This window comes from Rhizobium tibeticum, assembly GCF_900110205.1.
In the GTDB taxonomy this organism is placed as follows: domain Bacteria; phylum Pseudomonadota; class Alphaproteobacteria; order Rhizobiales; family Rhizobiaceae; genus Rhizobium; species Rhizobium tibeticum.
Genome location: NZ_FOCV01000015.1, coordinates 68,346 through 83,103 on the forward strand (window position 1 = coordinate 68,346; position 14,758 = coordinate 83,103).

Annotated in this window: 13 protein-coding genes; 7 read left to right on the forward strand and 6 right to left on the reverse strand. The window is 57.4% G+C overall.

The genetic code is table 11. The features are described from left to right. Positions 1-2,019 (reverse strand): glycosyltransferase, encoded by a 2,019-nt coding sequence (locus tag BSG20_RS17670; RefSeq protein WP_072377541.1) that lies wholly within the window; start codon positions 2,017-2,019, stop codon positions 1-3. Here BSG20_RS17670 and BSG20_RS36505 point away from each other — a divergent pair. Beyond that, positions 1,994-2,170: a hypothetical protein gene (locus BSG20_RS36505; RefSeq protein WP_167371577.1), complete on the forward strand. Its 177-nt coding sequence runs from the start codon at positions 1,994-1,996 to the stop codon at positions 2,168-2,170. The genes BSG20_RS17670 and BSG20_RS36505 overlap by 26 nt on opposite strands. 38 nt (positions 2,171-2,208) lie before the next feature. Here BSG20_RS36505 and BSG20_RS17675 read toward each other — a convergent pair whose 3' ends face one another. Next, positions 2,209-2,922 (reverse strand): sugar transferase, encoded by a 714-nt coding sequence (locus tag BSG20_RS17675; RefSeq protein ID WP_072377427.1) that lies wholly within the window; start codon positions 2,920-2,922, stop codon positions 2,209-2,211. Between the two features lie 312 nt (positions 2,923-3,234). Here BSG20_RS17675 and BSG20_RS17680 point away from each other — a divergent pair, with 312 nt between their 5' ends. From BSG20_RS17680 to BSG20_RS17690, 3 genes are all read left to right on the forward strand, one after another. Further along, positions 3,235-4,305, forward strand: coding sequence for a glycosyltransferase (locus BSG20_RS17680; RefSeq protein WP_072377425.1), 1,071 nt, complete (start codon positions 3,235-3,237; stop codon positions 4,303-4,305). A gap of 153 nt (positions 4,306-4,458) precedes the next feature. After that, complete coding sequence (locus tag BSG20_RS17685) at positions 4,459-5,709, forward strand: polysaccharide biosynthesis/export family protein (protein WP_244541357.1); 1,251 nt, start codon at positions 4,459-4,461, stop codon at positions 5,707-5,709. 84 nt (positions 5,710-5,793) lie between these two features. After that, positions 5,794-6,081 carry a hypothetical protein gene (locus BSG20_RS17690; protein ID WP_072377423.1) on the forward strand — a complete coding sequence of 96 codons (288 nt, stop codon included), beginning with the start codon at positions 5,794-5,796 and terminating at the stop codon, positions 6,079-6,081. Here the strand turns inward: BSG20_RS17690 and BSG20_RS17695 are convergent. Both BSG20_RS17695 and BSG20_RS17700 read right to left on the reverse strand, forming a co-directional pair. Continuing rightward, complete coding sequence (locus tag BSG20_RS17695; RefSeq protein WP_072377421.1) at positions 6,078-7,091, reverse strand: NAD-dependent epimerase/dehydratase family protein; 1,014 nt, start codon at positions 7,089-7,091, stop codon at positions 6,078-6,080. The two genes, BSG20_RS17690 and BSG20_RS17695, sit on opposite strands and share 4 nt — an antisense overlap. Continuing rightward, positions 7,081-8,622 (reverse strand): GMC oxidoreductase, encoded by a 1,542-nt coding sequence (locus BSG20_RS17700; protein ID WP_244541356.1) that lies wholly within the window; start codon positions 8,620-8,622, stop codon positions 7,081-7,083. The genes BSG20_RS17695 and BSG20_RS17700 overlap by 11 nt, the downstream gene beginning before the upstream one ends. Positions 8,623-8,908: 286 nt before the next feature. Between BSG20_RS17700 and BSG20_RS17705 the strand changes: the two genes are divergently transcribed. The 3 genes from BSG20_RS17705 to BSG20_RS17715 are packed head-to-tail and all read left to right on the forward strand — an operon-like array spanning position 8,909 to position 12,454. Beyond that, positions 8,909-10,054 (forward strand): glycosyltransferase, encoded by a 1,146-nt coding sequence (locus BSG20_RS17705; protein WP_072377417.1) that lies wholly within the window; start codon positions 8,909-8,911, stop codon positions 10,052-10,054. Positions 10,055-10,089: 35 nt separating this feature from the next. After that, positions 10,090-11,019 carry a glycoside hydrolase family 16 protein gene (locus BSG20_RS17710; RefSeq protein WP_072377415.1) on the forward strand — a complete coding sequence of 310 codons (930 nt, stop codon included), beginning with the start codon at positions 10,090-10,092 and terminating at the stop codon, positions 11,017-11,019. Between the two features lie 46 nt (positions 11,020-11,065). Further along, positions 11,066-12,454 carry a UDP-glucose dehydrogenase family protein gene (locus tag BSG20_RS17715; protein WP_244551812.1) on the forward strand — a complete coding sequence of 463 codons (1,389 nt, stop codon included), beginning with the start codon at positions 11,066-11,068 and terminating at the stop codon, positions 12,452-12,454. Here BSG20_RS17715 and BSG20_RS17720 read toward each other — a convergent pair. Both BSG20_RS17720 and BSG20_RS38845 read right to left on the reverse strand, forming a co-directional pair. Beyond that, on the reverse strand, positions 12,451-13,962 hold the full coding sequence (locus tag BSG20_RS17720; protein ID WP_072377411.1) for a hypothetical protein: 1,512 nt from the start codon (positions 13,960-13,962) through the stop codon (positions 12,451-12,453). The two genes, BSG20_RS17715 and BSG20_RS17720, sit on opposite strands and share 4 nt — an antisense overlap. Before the next feature lie 290 nt (positions 13,963-14,252). Next, positions 14,253-14,708 carry a hypothetical protein gene (locus tag BSG20_RS38845; RefSeq protein ID WP_167371576.1) on the reverse strand — a complete coding sequence of 152 codons (456 nt, stop codon included), beginning with the start codon at positions 14,706-14,708 and terminating at the stop codon, positions 14,253-14,255. Positions 14,709-14,758 lie beyond the last annotated feature (50 nt).

The following is a 14,758-nucleotide window of genomic DNA, read 5'->3' on the forward strand; positions in this document are numbered from 1 at the left end:
CTAATGCCTCCGTGCGCGCAGTCTGATTGATTTTCTTGGTAAGATAGCTGCCGCCCGTTCCGGTTCCAGTCGCCCCCGCAATATGTCTGCGATCGCCAGAAGATTGCCCCTTACGCGTCCCTTCCTGTCGATGAAGGGCTCCGGCCAGACGGCGCGGCTGAAGTTGCTTGCTGTGTTGCGCAAAATGTGGTCGGCGACATTGACAAGGGTCATCGTGCCCTTGCGCATCATGTAGAGTGGATTGACAACCTGCGAGTAACCAAGCCGCTCGCCACTGACCCTGCCATTCTTGGCGCCCATGTGCGCACCGTATGCAAGCGACCACTTGACGAGACGGCCGCCGTCCTTTGCGACAGTCGCCGCGAAATCGCGATCTTCAAGCCAGCCGTAGAGAACGAGCCGCTCATCGAACCGTATCTGTCTGATGGCCGAAACACGAAATGCCATATTGCAGCCGTAGGGGCTGTAAGGCTCTATCCATCGAGGTGTCTGCCTTCCGGCCGCCGCGACGAGACGGACCGCCTCATCAAAACCGATCCCTGGTCCTTTGATGCCATCGGCAACGACGTGGCCCGTGAACCCGACCACCTGGCTCTCGTCGCGGAAAACCCGTGCAGCCGAAGCCAACCAGTTGGCGTCGGCGACGAAATCGTCGTCAAAGAACGCCACGATCTCAATCCCCGGCTGAAGGCTCGCCAGGCCGGTATTGCGCTGGGCTGCAAGTCCGGGCGGACCGGTAACCACCGTGACACCGCAAAGCGAGCCAAGATCCCCGGCGTCAGCGAGCTCAACGCATGACACAATGACAGCCGCGGGTTTCAGGCTTTGGGTCGCCACGAAATGACGGACCGTGGCCGTGACGATGTCAGGTCGGCCGCGCGTGGCAAATATGACGGCGACCTCAGGCGCCGGTGGCCGCGCCGGCGCGTAAGTTGCCAGATCTGCGCCGGGCGATTTCAAAAGGTCGAGATATCCGCTTGCGGTTTGCCTCCAGGAAAATCCTTTAACCTGCTCAAAGCCGCGGCCCACAAGATCGTCGCGAAGGTCCTTCGATTGTGCAATCGAACCAATCTGACGGACCCACTCGTCGGGCTCAAACGGCGTTGTAAGGAGCGCGGCATCACCGCAGACCTCCGGCATGCTCGCGCAATTGGATGATACGACGGGACATCCTCGTGCCATCGCCTCGACGATCGGAAGGCCAAACCCCTCCGTTAGTGAGGGAAACGCCAGACACATGGCATTGTCGAGGAAAAACGCAAGATCGTCGTCCGATACTCTGCCGGCAAAATAGACACTGGGTCGACCCTGCAGGGCTTCCGGCGCGAAGATGCCGTCGCCACCACCGGCAATGATGATATCGATGCCGAGCTCATCCAGCCGCGGCGCGACATTGACCAGCAAGGCAAGATTTTTGTGGCGGGCCCGGGATCCAAGAGCGAGGATGAATGGCCGTTGGTCGGTGCGAGAGGCAACCAGGGCCGGTGCCGCAGTGGAAAGAGCCGGGTTCCAACGCAGCGCATGCTCGTGGCCGTTGGGCAGGACGGCAATGTCTTTGAGGGCAACCGGCAAATGGCGGGCGATCTGACGGGCCGCCGCATGCGATACTGTTGTGATGCGAGCTGAGCGGCGGGCCAGAACCGGTTGAAGATTATGATAAACGGCCCGAAATGTGGCGCTATAGCTTTCTGGCGTTGCGAAAATGTTAGCATCATGAATGCAGACAATTTGGTCGCGTATGATGGCCGGGGCCGTGTTGCAGAGGTTCAGCAGCCGTCGGCCCCTGACATAATAGGGCAGCTCAAACTGCTCCCACGCGTGCCCGGTCCCGCTGCCTGCCCTGACAACGGCCAACCGCAAAAATTCCGGATCCTTTGCCGCCCTTGGCGCCAGAACGCTCATTTCGCTGGATCCGGCAGACTGGTCGAGAGCATAAAGGACGTTGCGAGCGTAGCGCTGCACGCCGGTCATTGTCTGTGTGAGGAAACGGCCGTTGGTGACTGTGGCGGCATCGCTCATCGCAACACGCCTGGCCATGGATGACGTTGATGAGGGTATTGCACCAGCTACTCCAACATTGAACCTGCATCTGGGCACAGCGCTGCCCAAGGATGCATGGAAAAAGCGCACCATCGCGCTCGGGCAATCGAAGCACGTTGAAAGGAATTGAAAGAAACAAGGGCGCGGCCGCAGCCGCGCCTTGAGGCCTCAGTAACTGCCGCGCGAGCGCAAAATTGCCGGGATCGTCTTCATCATGATCGCCAGATCTCCCGCGATGGTTTTTTCCCGGACGTAGCGGACATCGAGTTGCACCCGTTCACGGTAACTGGTGTCGCTGCGGCCGCTGACCTGCCACAGCCCTGTAAGACCCGGTCGAACCCTCATGTAGTCGGCAAAGTGGGCGCCATAGAGCTCAGCTTCGCTTGCCACGATCGGGCGAGGACCAACGAGGCTCATTCGCCCCTGAACGACATTCAGCAGCTGGGGTATTTCGTCGATGCTACTCTTGCGTAGCAAGGCACCAAAGGGCGTGATGCGCGGATCGTTCCTGAGCTTGCGAGTGGTGTTCCACTCGTCCTCCAGATGCGGATTGGCCGCGAGATGGCGCGCGAGCACTTCATCCGCATCTCTGACCATGGTCCGGAACTTCAGGCAAGGAAACATCACACCGTTCTTGCCGATCCGCCGATGCGCGATGAAAATCGGCCGGCCCTGCAACACGAGCAAGATGGCGATGACCATCAGGATCATTGGCGATAGCACAAGCAATCCGATAGCGGCAAAGCTGGCATCGATCGCATACTTGCATGCGGCGGAAGCCCCGTTCCTCACCGCATCGCTCTTGCGCGAGCCCGTCCCGCGATGATGCTGGGGCGTCTTGCCGAACCTGTCGAAACTTCGAGTGAGATCAATTTGCCGCATCTGCGTACTCCCCATGTAAAGAACAGGTCTCGGACATGCAGAAATGCCGAATTGGCATGCACAAGGAAGTTAACAAGGATTAAACGAATTGACAATAGTCTTATTGCATTGCACTATAAAACGGCGAGAGGGGCGTAAACGATAGCATTTCAGGCAAAAAATACTGTCTTATCCCACAAAATGACCTATTTAAGTGTCCATATAAACACTTAGACGAACTGCCTCCGCCTTTGCGCCCTGCAGTAATACCGGTTGTGTCAAATCGTGGAGTATCGCGTGAGAGTTGCAATCATTCATTACTGGCTCGTCGGAATGCGTGGTGGCGAGAAGGTTCTCGAAGCGCTTTGTGACATCTTCCCAAATGCTGACATATATACGCATGTGTGTGATCTCGCGGCGATTTCGGACAAGCTGAAGAGCCACAAGATCCAGACCACCTTCATTGGCGCCCTGCCGTACGCCAGGAAAATGTACAAGAAATATTTGCCACTGATGCCAATGGCACTCGAGCAAATCGATCTTGGCGCCTACGACCTTGTCATCAGCAGCGAATCGGGACCGGCAAAAGGGATCATCCCGACCTGCCCGGCCCTGCACGTCTGCTATTGCCATTCGCCGATGCGCTACATCTGGAACATGTACAACAGATATTATGACAGTTCCGGCCTCATGACGCGCCTGATGATGCCGCCTCTGGCGCACTATCTGAGGACCTGGGATGTTGCAACGGCCAATCGCGTCGATGACTTTGTCGCGAACTCGGCAACTGTTGCCCAGCGTATCCGGCGCTATTATCGCCGTGACGCCTCGGTCATCCATCCGCCGGTCGATACGGCTGCCTTCGCCCCCGTTTCGCCCTTGGAGGTCGGCGACTATCACCTGATGGTCGGCGAACTGGTCAGCTACAAGAGACCGGATTTGACAGTGGAGGCCTTCAACCGCCTGAAAGCCAAGCTCGTCATCATCGGCGGTGGCGAAATGCTCGAGCGGATTCGGCGGATCGCAGGTCCAACGGTGACGGTTCTGGGTTCGCAGCCGTTCGACGTTCTCAAACATCACTATGCGCGCTGCAAAGCGCTGGTGTTTCCGGGTGAGGAGGATTTCGGGATTGTCCCGGTCGAAGCGATGGCCAGCGGCCGACCGGTTATTGCATTTGGGCGTGGAGGCGCGACCGAAACCGTCGTTGCCAACAAGACAGGGGTCTTCTTCGCAAATCAGACGGTGGAAGAACTGATTGATGCGGTGGAGCGGCTCGAGCGAATGGATTTCAATCCCGCAGACGCAGTGTCGCGCGCTGCAGATTTTCGCCGCGATGTGTTCGTCGGCCGCTTCCGCGCCTTCGTCGAGCGGGCCACCGGCACCGAGTTTGCGCTTCGCGCCTAACGGCCAAAACGCACGAGGATCTTGATGACTGCGTCACGGAGTAGAAGCATGCGAGACCGATGCCCGAGATCGTTCGACGAAATTCTGAGGCTGCTCAGACCATTTATTCGTTGCGTGGCAGCGGCATGCCTGATCTTTTGCACGAGCGCGGCAATGGCTGACGATTACATCCTCGGCCCTCAGGACATATTGAAGATACGCGTTTTCGAATGGCGGCCAACCACTGGAACAGCGTTCGAATGGGTACCGCTCACGGGCGATTTTTCTATCTCAGCGGCCGGAAATCTGTCGCTTCCGATCATTGGCACCATTCCGGCAGCGGGCAAGACGCTCGAACAGGTTTCTGCGACGATTGGCGAGAGGCTCCAAAACCAAGTTGGGCTACAGAAGCGTCCGAACGCCGCAGTGGAAATCGCGTCTTATCGGCCGTTTTTTGTCACAGGCATGGTCGCCACTCCCGGGAAATACAATTTCAGCCCGGGATTGACGGTCGTGCAGGCACTGAGCATGGCCGGCGGCATCGGACCGGTCGATGCGAACTTGATTGGATTACAACGCGATGCCTTGAATGGACGCGGCGACTTGCGGGCGCTGGAGGCGGAGCGTTTTGAACTCGTTGCGCGCCAGGCGCGCATCGACGCAATTCTCGCGAATGCCGCAGACGTCACCTTTCCATTGGAACTGACATCTCAGCAGGGGCAGCCGCGAATTGACAGGATGATGAAAGACGAGCAGGCACTCTTCGAGATGCGCGCCCGTTCGATGGACACCGAGATCGATGCGCTCAATCGGGCGAAATTGCTTGCGGTCAACCAGATCGATGCGTTGAAAGCAAAGGCCGCCTCGCTCGCAAAGCAGATTGAGCTCGCCAACAAGGATGTTGGATCCGTCAACAAGCTCGTATCGCAAGGGCTGACCGTATCGGCTCGCCAACTGGGGGCCAGTCAGAACCTCGCCGAACTCGAAAGCCGCGACCTCGATGTCTCGCTCGCCATTTTGAAGACCCAGCAGGACATGACGAAGGTCGACCAGGATATCGGCGATGTACGCAACCGCTATCGCATCGATGCCCTCACTGAAGCCGCCCAATTGCGCGACCGTTTTGCTTCCAATGCCGAAAAAATCGCAACCGAGCGCGAACTTTTGAGAAACCTGGAGGTGCGAGCCCCTGCCGCAATAGCTGCTCTGGAGGAAGACAAGGAAAGTTATGGCTTTGTAACGACGATCAACCGCGTCATCGACGGCAGCGCGGAAAGTCTTATTGTCAGCGACAACGATCCTGTATCGCCCGGCGACGTCATACGCGTCGAACGGCGTGAGCGAACGGTCCCTGGCGACAGTGTTAGCAGTAACGAAAAGGTTGCCCCAGGCGCTGGTCGTCGCGTTGCGCGTGCTGGCGAATAAGGCGGCCGCAATTCAGACTTGCCTCCGCCGCGCATATATCAGATGATAGATGCGCGGGTTAGGGACGGAGGTCGGAGCAACCATATGGCGTGGGCGCTTCTTGTTTCATTTGTGATCGGTGCGGTCTGCGCGCTGCGCATGCCAATTCTCGTTTTTACCCTTGTCGTTATTGCCGTGATGATTGCCTGTGGGGTCGCGAGCTATGCCACCGGCAGCAGTTTTCTGCACGCGATTGGATGGGGATTGATCTTTGCCGCTGTCCTTGAGGCCGGCTACGTCTTTACTCACGGCGTCCTTTTTTTTCTCTATGCCCGGCGCGCGAACAATGAGCGTACCTCCCGCAAAGTTCACTCCAAGTATTCTGCCGATTAAGCAGGCTCTTCGCCGAGCCCCTGCGACGGCCGATGGTGCGTTTCGAGGCGTAGCCGTCCCAGCGCAAGCTCTTCGGCTTTTGCCATTCCATACCGAAAACGATAGCCCTCTGCCTTGAGCCGTTCGTTCGAAAACCGCATTCGCCAGAGCGGGCTCCTCAATGGAAGCGTTCGAAAGCGAAGGAAGTCGTGCATCCAATCCGCGATCCAGGGAAAGGCGAGTGTGCGAAAGCGATGATCGCCGGTGACCGCGAAGGCTTTCCGCATGAAGTCAACGTGGCGGGGTGTCGGATAGTCGTCTTCCGCCAGATTGTAAACGCTGACGCTGCCTGGTCGTGACTGCCCCGCAATGCCGCGACGCATGAACCAGATGAAGGCATCGGAGACGTCGCCTACATAGATGTGATGGGCATGGCGGTGAGCAGCAAGCATGCGTTTTACCGGATTCCAGTCACGCACACTAACCATTTGGGAAATATCGACCACGACGGCTGGGCGAAGGATCACATACCGAACCTTTTTTGCCACGTCGCGCAGCGCCAATTCGCCGGCAAGCTTGGTGCGTCCATACTCGCGCACGTAGTCAAGTGCCCAATACTCGGATCGGACGTCGCGATCAGGCGTCAGAACTTCGGATTCCTCGTCCACGTTAATTGATCGGCCACTCCCGTAGACCGACACCGAACTCGCGTAGCAAAATACGGGAACATTCGCCCGCTCCGCAGCAGCGGCCAAGGCTCGTGTCGCCTCCACGTTGACCTGCTTCATACGGTCCTTCTTGCCGAGTTCAGCTGCAAGGTGAATGATGGCGTCGCAGCCAGCGACCAGGTCGTCGTAGTCGGGATTTCCGAGAAAGTCGACCTTTCGCCAGTCCACCCCTTCGCCCGCGCCAATGGCTTGTGGGCGCGATGTGGTCGCCCGTACACGATAGCCGCGCTCGAGCAAATCGGCGGCCACAATCCGTCCTATGCGACCTGTGGCACCGGTCACAAGAACTGTGTTAGCCAGCATTGGCGGTCACCTTGGCTGGGACCGATCTTGTCATCCTGGCTTTCAAATGGTCAGCCAGTCGAACCGCCATCGCGACAATCATTTGCGTGGGATTGCAATGGCCTGCTGTTGGGAAGACAGAACTGCCGGAAACGAAAAGGCCTCTTACGCCATGAACCTCACAATTGGCGTCGACGACACTTTTGGCGGGATCAGACGACATACGCGTCGTACCCGTTGGGTGGGCGACATCGACAAAACTTTGAGGGATTTCGGCCCTGTCACGCACCCAATCGGCGAGCGTTGGTTGCGGTAGCCCTATTCTGGCCAATTCGGCTGCCACGAGTTCGGCCATCCGATGCATGGTGCGAGCCTCGTCAGGATGGCTGCGCCAATCAACCCTTGGCAGCCTCATGCCAAGGCGATCGCGCCGATCAGACAGGGTGACGCGACTGTTGGCATCCGGGACTTGCTCGCACATGCAGTCCAGTGTCAGGTTCTCCAACTTGCGCGGAACACCATTTCGAGCCCCGAAGTAGTCCCTCGCTCCACGAATGATCAGCCCGCTATTGATGATCAGGCTGATGGCGTCCCGCGGCAATCGCGGTGAGCGGCCGGCAAAGCGTCTGAGCGCGTCCCACGGATCATCTGGCGCGATGTCCTCGCCAAGCCATGCGGCACAGTTAAGGAGCGCTTCCCGTCTCTGGATGTCGGGGCTCAGCCTCAGGCCGGCACGGAAGAAACGACCCTTGACATTGTAACGCCCAAAACGGCGTTGCACGGCTTCGGAGCTGGCCAGCTTGAAAAATGCCGTTGGTCCGCGCAAATGATCCATAAGATAGCGCCCGACCTGGTCGCGATCATTGCCGAGACCGGCACGATTGCCTTTCTTCGAATTCAGGAGGATGCGGGCATTCTCTATACCACCGGCACAAAGCGCGATCGCCGAAGCGGCCAGCATGTGCTTGCGGCCGTCAAGCGTCGAAAATTCGAGGCCGCGCACAGCCGACGCCGCTTCGGTCGCCACGATGCGCTGCACGGTCGCACCGGTTACGAGCGTAATGTTTTTGCCGAGACGTGCAGCTAGATGACGGCCAAAGCGCATGTACTCGAATGGATAAGATTCGGCATCGTCGCGACTGAACTGCCAGAAAAACGGCAGTAGGAGTGACGGATCAACGTTCGTTTCAGGTGGCTTTTTGTTTGCAATCGCCCAGAATCGCTGATCGCTGAAACCGCTTCCGACGACGAGGCCAAGGTAGCCCGCACTGCGATCGAGATAGGGGATCATATCCTGCATCTCGATCGGCCAACCCGAGAAGGGCACCCAGGCTCGCTCCTCGAAATCAATCGCGTCGAAGCCGGCGCATCGCCCGCCCCAAGTGTGCGAACTTCCACCGAGGATACGGTTGCGAACCGACCACTGGTCCTTTGCGCGCGGCCGCCCGACATTCTCAATATCATCAAGGGCGTCAATGTCGGACTTGCGCTCCAGTCCGCCGCTTTCCAGAAGGACGACCTTCAGGCCCGAATTGGAAAGCTCCTGTGCCAATGTACTTCCTGCCGGACCAGACCCGACAATGCACAAATCACATTTGAGAACAGGAAGTACAGTCGCCCCGCCCGCCGACTGCAAATCAATAATAGCCATCGTACTGCGCACCTTTATTGTTGCATTTCGCACTGCAATGAATAACTATTCCAGCAAGCCAACAATATTTCTTCGTTCCGACAGTCAAATGACAGCGGCTCGATTAAGGGCGTTTCCCAGCATTTTCTGACATAACTTTCCTATACCATAACTACGCAAATCGATCGGTTCAAGAGGACGTAGAAAGATGGAAGCAGTAGCTGACGCATTGAGACGGAGTGATGCCGTTCTGCCCGACGCCCGCCGCAAGATTCTCTACATCCAGCCTGGCACGCATTCCTTTGCGGGAATTGAACGCGTTGTGGATACGATCTGCAGCAATCTCACTGAAAGATATGGCAACGATTTTGAGATCGACGTGCTCTATACGACGAGCCACAACAACCGACCTGCGACGCGCATGTACAATGCCATCGATCGACGTCCGCGCAGTCGACTGGAGCTAATGCAAACATTCCGGGACGTCATTAAAAGCAAGGATTACAGCCTTGTCGTGGTGCCACAGATCGAACCTGCCGTCATTGCGATGGCCTCATGTATCGGCCTGAGGCGGAATTTTGCCGTTCACCTGCATGGCAATCCTCAACGCGAACGCAGCCACATGAAGGCGCGCATCCTGTTCTTTCTCATGAAGGTTTTTTTTCTGCGGCGCACCTCGTGCATATTCGGGACGTCGCCGCGACAGCTCGAATCCTTCAGGTCAATGTTCTCCGGCCCTACCCCGCTGTATTGGGTTCCAAATCCGGTTCGCAAATTCGAAGGAATCGACAATGGCGTCGTTCGCGGGGAAGATGGTCGTGTGACGTTTGTGAATGTCGGTCGATTTTCTCACCAAAAGGGTCAGGACATCCTGCTCCAGGCTTTTGCCGAACTTTATAAGGTTCGCAAGAACGTCAGGCTCAAAATAGTCGGACACGGCGCAAACGAACCGGAATTGCGGCACGCTATTCGGCGTCTTGGACTCGATGATGTCGCGACCATTGAGCACCATCCTGACAATCCTCAACCAGCTCTGACCACAAGCGACATATACGTGTCGACGTCGCGCTGGGAAGGCTGGTCACTTGTCATTTGCGAGGCATTGCGTTTCGGCTTACCCGTTATTGCCACAGATTGCGAGTTCGGACCCAGCGATATTCTGATCGATGAGCGTCTTGGGCGCCTGGTGGCGGCCGATGGGGGCAAGGCGCTGGTCGACGCGATGGTCTATTATTGTGATCATCTCGATGCAGAAAGGGCGAGCGCACGATTCCGGCAAGCGTTCATCGACCGCTTCAGCATCGAAAACGTCTTGGACATCCACGCCGATGCACTGCGCGCTGCAGCACGCTAGTGTGCAATGATGACTCCCAAGCGATGAGGTTTCAGATGCAGGAACAGAGCTTATCCCGACGACGCTTCGTCAAGGCGTCCACTGTTCTCTTTGGCATCAGCATGGGCCTGCATTATCGATCGGCGCGTGCGGCGACGACGGATCCGACGGTTGGAAAAAAGCTCGTCTTCGATGACAATTTCAACAGGATCAACTGGGCGATTTGGAACGCGGGGCCGAAGGCAAACACCGCCGACCCCGGCTTTTACGGACGTTCGGCATTTGCGCGAAAAGATGGCGAGGAAGGGTTCAACCCCTACGCAATCATCGACGATCCACAGGCGACGGACGGCAAGGCGCTACAAATCTCGGCCAAATACATCGGCGAGACCATGTCGGTTCCACATTATTACGGCAACACCTTAAGCGAATTCCAATGGATATCGGGCAACCTTCAGACCGCCCGCAGGGACGGCGTCGTCAGTAAGGGGTGGCGCACGGGCTACTTCGAGGCGAGGATGCTGTTTCCCAGGCATCCGCTGACCTGGCCGGCTTTCTGGCTCATGAACCGGCACAGTATTCTGGCGCCAAAGACCAGCATCGAACTGGATGTTGTGGAGCATAAGGGGTGGGAGCCCACTGTCTACGGTGCCTATTTACACGAGTGGGGTGACCCCGGACAGCATCACGAGGGTACGGGCGTGACGACAGACGTCGATATGACGCAAGGCTATTGCCGGTATGGTATACTTGTCGACGAAACAAAGTGCGTGCCGTATTTCGAGAGAAAGCCCGTCATCGACACGCGGACGGGTTTGCCCGCCAATTGGCCAATTCACCGCTCGGGTGAGCTCGACGTCGACGGCGATGTGTTCTGGCCGCTTCTTACGCTGGCTCTTCGCAGCGACGTTCCCTACCCAAAAGACTTAAGACCAGATCAATTGAGCACCGAGATGCGGGTTGATTACTTCCAGGCCTATCGATAACGGCCAACGCACGCATTGCACCATTGCTGTCCCAGGGAATGTACCCATGCGTATTGTGATGATTGGCTCGGGCTATGTCGGCCTTGTCTCCGGTGCCTGCCTCGCCGATTTCGGCCACCATGTCACCTGTGTCGACAAGTCCGCCGCGAAGATCGACGCCCTCGAAGCCGGCAAGGTTCCGATTTTCGAACCCGGCCTTGATAACATCATCGACCATAACCGCAACGCCGGTCGCTTGGATTTTTCCAAGGAGCTGGCGGCATCCGTTGCGGAGGCTGAGGTCGTCTTCATCGCTGTCGGCACGCCGTCGCGGCGCGGCGATGGCCATGCCGACCTGAGTTACGTCTATGCCGCCGCCCGCGAGATCGCCGCGGCGGTCTGCGGATTTACTGTCGTCGTCACCAAGTCAACGGTTCCTGTCGGCACCGGCGACGAGATCGAGCGCATCTTCCGCGAGGAATTCCCCGAGAAGGATATTTCCGTCGTCTCCAACCCGGAATTCCTGCGCGAAGGCGCCGCAATTACCGACTTCAAGCGCCCGGATCGCATCGTCCTTGGCACCGAGGAACCGCGCGCCGTGGAAATCATGCGCGAGGTCTATCGCCCGCTCTACCTCAACGAGGCACCGCTCTATTTCTGCGAACGCCGCACCTCCGAGCTGATCAAGTACGCGGCCAACGCCTTCCTGGCAATGAAGATCACCTTCATCAACGAGATCGCCGACCTTTGCGAGCAGATCGGCGCCGACGTGCAGAAGGTGGCCAAGGGCATCGGCATGGACAAGCGCATCGGCGACAAGTTCCTGCATGCCGGCCCCGGCTACGGCGGCTCGTGCTTCCCCAAGGATACACTGGCGCTGGTCAAGACCGCACAGGATCATGACAGCCCGGTTCGCCTCATCGAGACGACGGTCGCAATCAACGACAACCGCAAGCGCGCCATGGGCCGCAAGGTCATCGCCGCCTGCGACGGCACTGTTCGCGGCAAGAAGATTGCCATCCTCGGCCTGACCTTCAAGCCGAACACCGACGACATGCGCGACGCGCCATCGATCACCATCATCCAGGCGCTGCTGGACGGTGGCGCCAACGTCCACGCCTACGATCCGGAAGGCATGGAGATGGCGAAGGAGGTCATCGGCTCGATCACCTATGGCAACGACCCCTACGAGATCGCCGAAGACGCCGACGCCATCGTCATCGTCACCGAATGGGACGAATTCCGAGCGCTCGATCTCAAGCGGATGAAGTCGCTCGTGAAAACCCCGACGATCGTCGACCTGCGCAATATCTATCCCGTCGCCGAAGTGACCAAGCATGGCTTTGCCTATTTCGCTATCGGAAAGAAGAACGAGAAGCAGCGATACGCCGAAGGCTCCCGGAGCGCGACGATCCGGAAAATTCATCCGCGATCTGTCAGGCGCCAAGCGTGTTAGTGTCTTGTTCGATTGGTTGGGGCGGTCAAAGGGTGGTCGCTGGAGCTGCCTGACCGTGGACTGGCTGTCGGTGGCCGCGGCCCAAAAGCGTTTTCGAGATCAGCCGGCTGACCGGATCCTCCTCGAAGAGACAGGCGGGGTGCGGGCAAAGGAGCCTGCGCGGGATTGCAACTTGCCAAGCCGGCGAGAATGAAAAAGTGCAAGCCAAGATCAACCGTGGGGCCGGCCACGCATGCTCCAACGAGGAGGCATAGGCACCCGTTGCGCGAGGCCAGCCGCACGTCGGACTCAAACGTTCGCGCGGGGCCAGGCACCCGTACCAGGGCCGATAGCGTGAACAACAGGAAAAAGAGCGCGCCCGGCACGCCGACATTGGACAATACGGCTATTGGGAAGCTCGAGGTTCGCGCCGTGCCCAGTCCGACGCCAAGTCCGGAAGAATCCCAAAAATTCTGCAATCCGTAGGTGTTCCAAGATCCTCTCTCTGCTGCCGAATTCGACGTCGCCTTATTGAACACCAGCACGTCGACGTAGTCGCGAATGTCCTGGTAGAGGTCCTTATGAAGGATCACGAAGAGCGTGATCACGACCACGATCGCTGGAGCAACCAGCACGAAGGCGGTGGCATGACGGCTTCCACGCGTGACACCGCATCGGAAGAGTGCTGTCCAATAGAGGATCACCAAGCAGACCGGTGTTGCGACAAGCCCGGTGGAGGACGTCGACAGAACGATCAGAACGAGTGACGCGAAGGCAAGCGGGCCTGTCCAAGGGTTCTTTCTCGCACAAAGCCACAGTGTGCCGGTAAAGCCAAGTGCGCCCAAAGTCGTCCCCGCGAAAGCCGATGCCTCCGGGAACGAGCCAACGATGCGCTTCATGCCGTTGACGCTGTCATTTTCATGGAAAGTGTACTGCGCATTGCGCATGAATTGGAGCAGTTCCTGCGTCCCCGTCGCATTCGTTGCCAAGTCGAGCAAAGCAAACAGCACGTTGAAGGCGGCATAGGCGATAAGCCCATTGACAAGCGCATTGAAGCCCGCACGCGTTGACCCGACCGTGGCAATGAACAAGAAACATAAAAGGTCCGCGATCAGATAGATCGTCTGCGTGAAATTGCTGGATACGGGCCCGAGCGGAACGGCGCCGCCCGTTGACGGGTATTCAGATATGCCAAGCGGAATGATCCAGCTTTGTCCCGCAAGCAGTCTCGGCAAAAAATAGGCAGTCACTGCTCCGTAAACGACAAGGCACGCCAGCCAAAAGCCCGCCTTGCCGAAGCCGAGCATTTTTACCGCGATCTCGGAGCGTCTCCGATTGGTAAGAGTTGACACAGCAAGAAATAGCAGAAACAGGTGCGCAGGCGGAATACTCGCCGAGCCGGCGATGACCGCCGCGGCCGATCCGAATACGGTCAAGACCACGAAAATCATGGCGGTTGACGCGTATCCGAGTGCGAGGCCGAAAAGGCCTAACGCCAGCGTGAATAGTCCTATCGGCTCAACGCTCATCCTCTCTCACCGGATACTGACGACGTTGCCATGTTGCGACGCACACTAAGCGTTTGTTCGAATTTGGGAAGGTATAAATTGTGTTGCGACAATTTATAGACGAAAAAAGTCGAAGGCGAGCAAAAATGGGATAAATCATTCATCGTCTCGATCAATATTCAATCACCCTCAAGCAACAATGATCAGAATCTTTCCGCGTTGACATCTTATTGATTTCGCATTTATATTTATAACCACGTCATCTTGCAAGTATACAACACCGATATTCGTCGTCGGATCGCTCTGCTTTATTATTCTGACGGAAAGCGATCTGTGGCGAACGACAACCGCTTTGCTAAGGAACGGCCACCGGTCTTCAAACAGCAAAAATGATGCTCTGCACCATGGAGGACTTCCCGATGCCAAGCTCTGCGCCTCACATCCCAAAGATTTTGAATAGAGGAATAGAACGAGGCTTTAAAAGCGATACGACCAAGCTGGCTCGCTTCACGGCCATGATGCGTGCTCCAGGCGTCTATGTCAGAATGCTGTTGGTCGTGGCCGCGTTCTGCCTGTTTTGCTACTTTCACTACCACAGTGTCACCACGGCACTTTACTACGGCCTCATTTGCCTCGTCCTGATGCAGGTAGGCTATGTCGGGGGCGTGTTCTATCTCATTTGGCAAGAAAGCGCCCACCGTGGCAGGAAATAGGGCGCGGTTGGGGCGCGAGCGCTCGATGACCGTGCAATCCATCGGAAAAAACATATCCGGTTCAGGAAGAGATGCGTCGAGTGCTTACTGGCCATGAAATTTGG

Bases quoted from the DNA above. Each gene is read 5' to 3' on its own strand.
- BSG20_RS17670 (WP_072377541.1), bottom strand. From the start codon at position 2,019: ATGAGCGATGCCGCCACAGTCACCAACGGCCGTTTCCTCACACAGACA.
- BSG20_RS17675 (WP_072377427.1), bottom strand. From the start codon at position 2,922: ATGCGGCAAATTGATCTCACTCGAAGTTTCGACAGGTTCGGCAAGACG.
- BSG20_RS17680 (WP_072377425.1), top strand. From the start codon at position 3,235: ATGCGTGGTGGCGAGAAGGTTCTCGAAGCGCTTTGTGACATCTTCCCA.
- BSG20_RS17685 (WP_244541357.1), top strand. From the start codon at position 4,459: ATGGCTGACGATTACATCCTCGGCCCTCAGGACATATTGAAGATACGC.
- BSG20_RS17690 (WP_072377423.1), top strand. From the start codon at position 5,794: ATGGCGTGGGCGCTTCTTGTTTCATTTGTGATCGGTGCGGTCTGCGCG.
- BSG20_RS17695 (WP_072377421.1), bottom strand. From the start codon at position 7,091: ATGCTGGCTAACACAGTTCTTGTGACCGGTGCCACAGGTCGCATAGGA.
- BSG20_RS17705 (WP_072377417.1), top strand. From the start codon at position 8,909: ATGGAAGCAGTAGCTGACGCATTGAGACGGAGTGATGCCGTTCTGCCC.
- BSG20_RS17710 (WP_072377415.1), top strand. From the start codon at position 10,090: ATGCAGGAACAGAGCTTATCCCGACGACGCTTCGTCAAGGCGTCCACT.
- BSG20_RS17715 (WP_244551812.1), top strand. From the start codon at position 11,066: ATGCGTATTGTGATGATTGGCTCGGGCTATGTCGGCCTTGTCTCCGGT.
- BSG20_RS17720 (WP_072377411.1), bottom strand. From the start codon at position 13,962: ATGAGCGTTGAGCCGATAGGACTATTCACGCTGGCGTTAGGCCTTTTC.
- BSG20_RS38845 (WP_167371576.1), bottom strand. From the start codon at position 14,708: ATGTTTTTTCCGATGGATTGCACGGTCATCGAGCGCTCGCGCCCCAAC.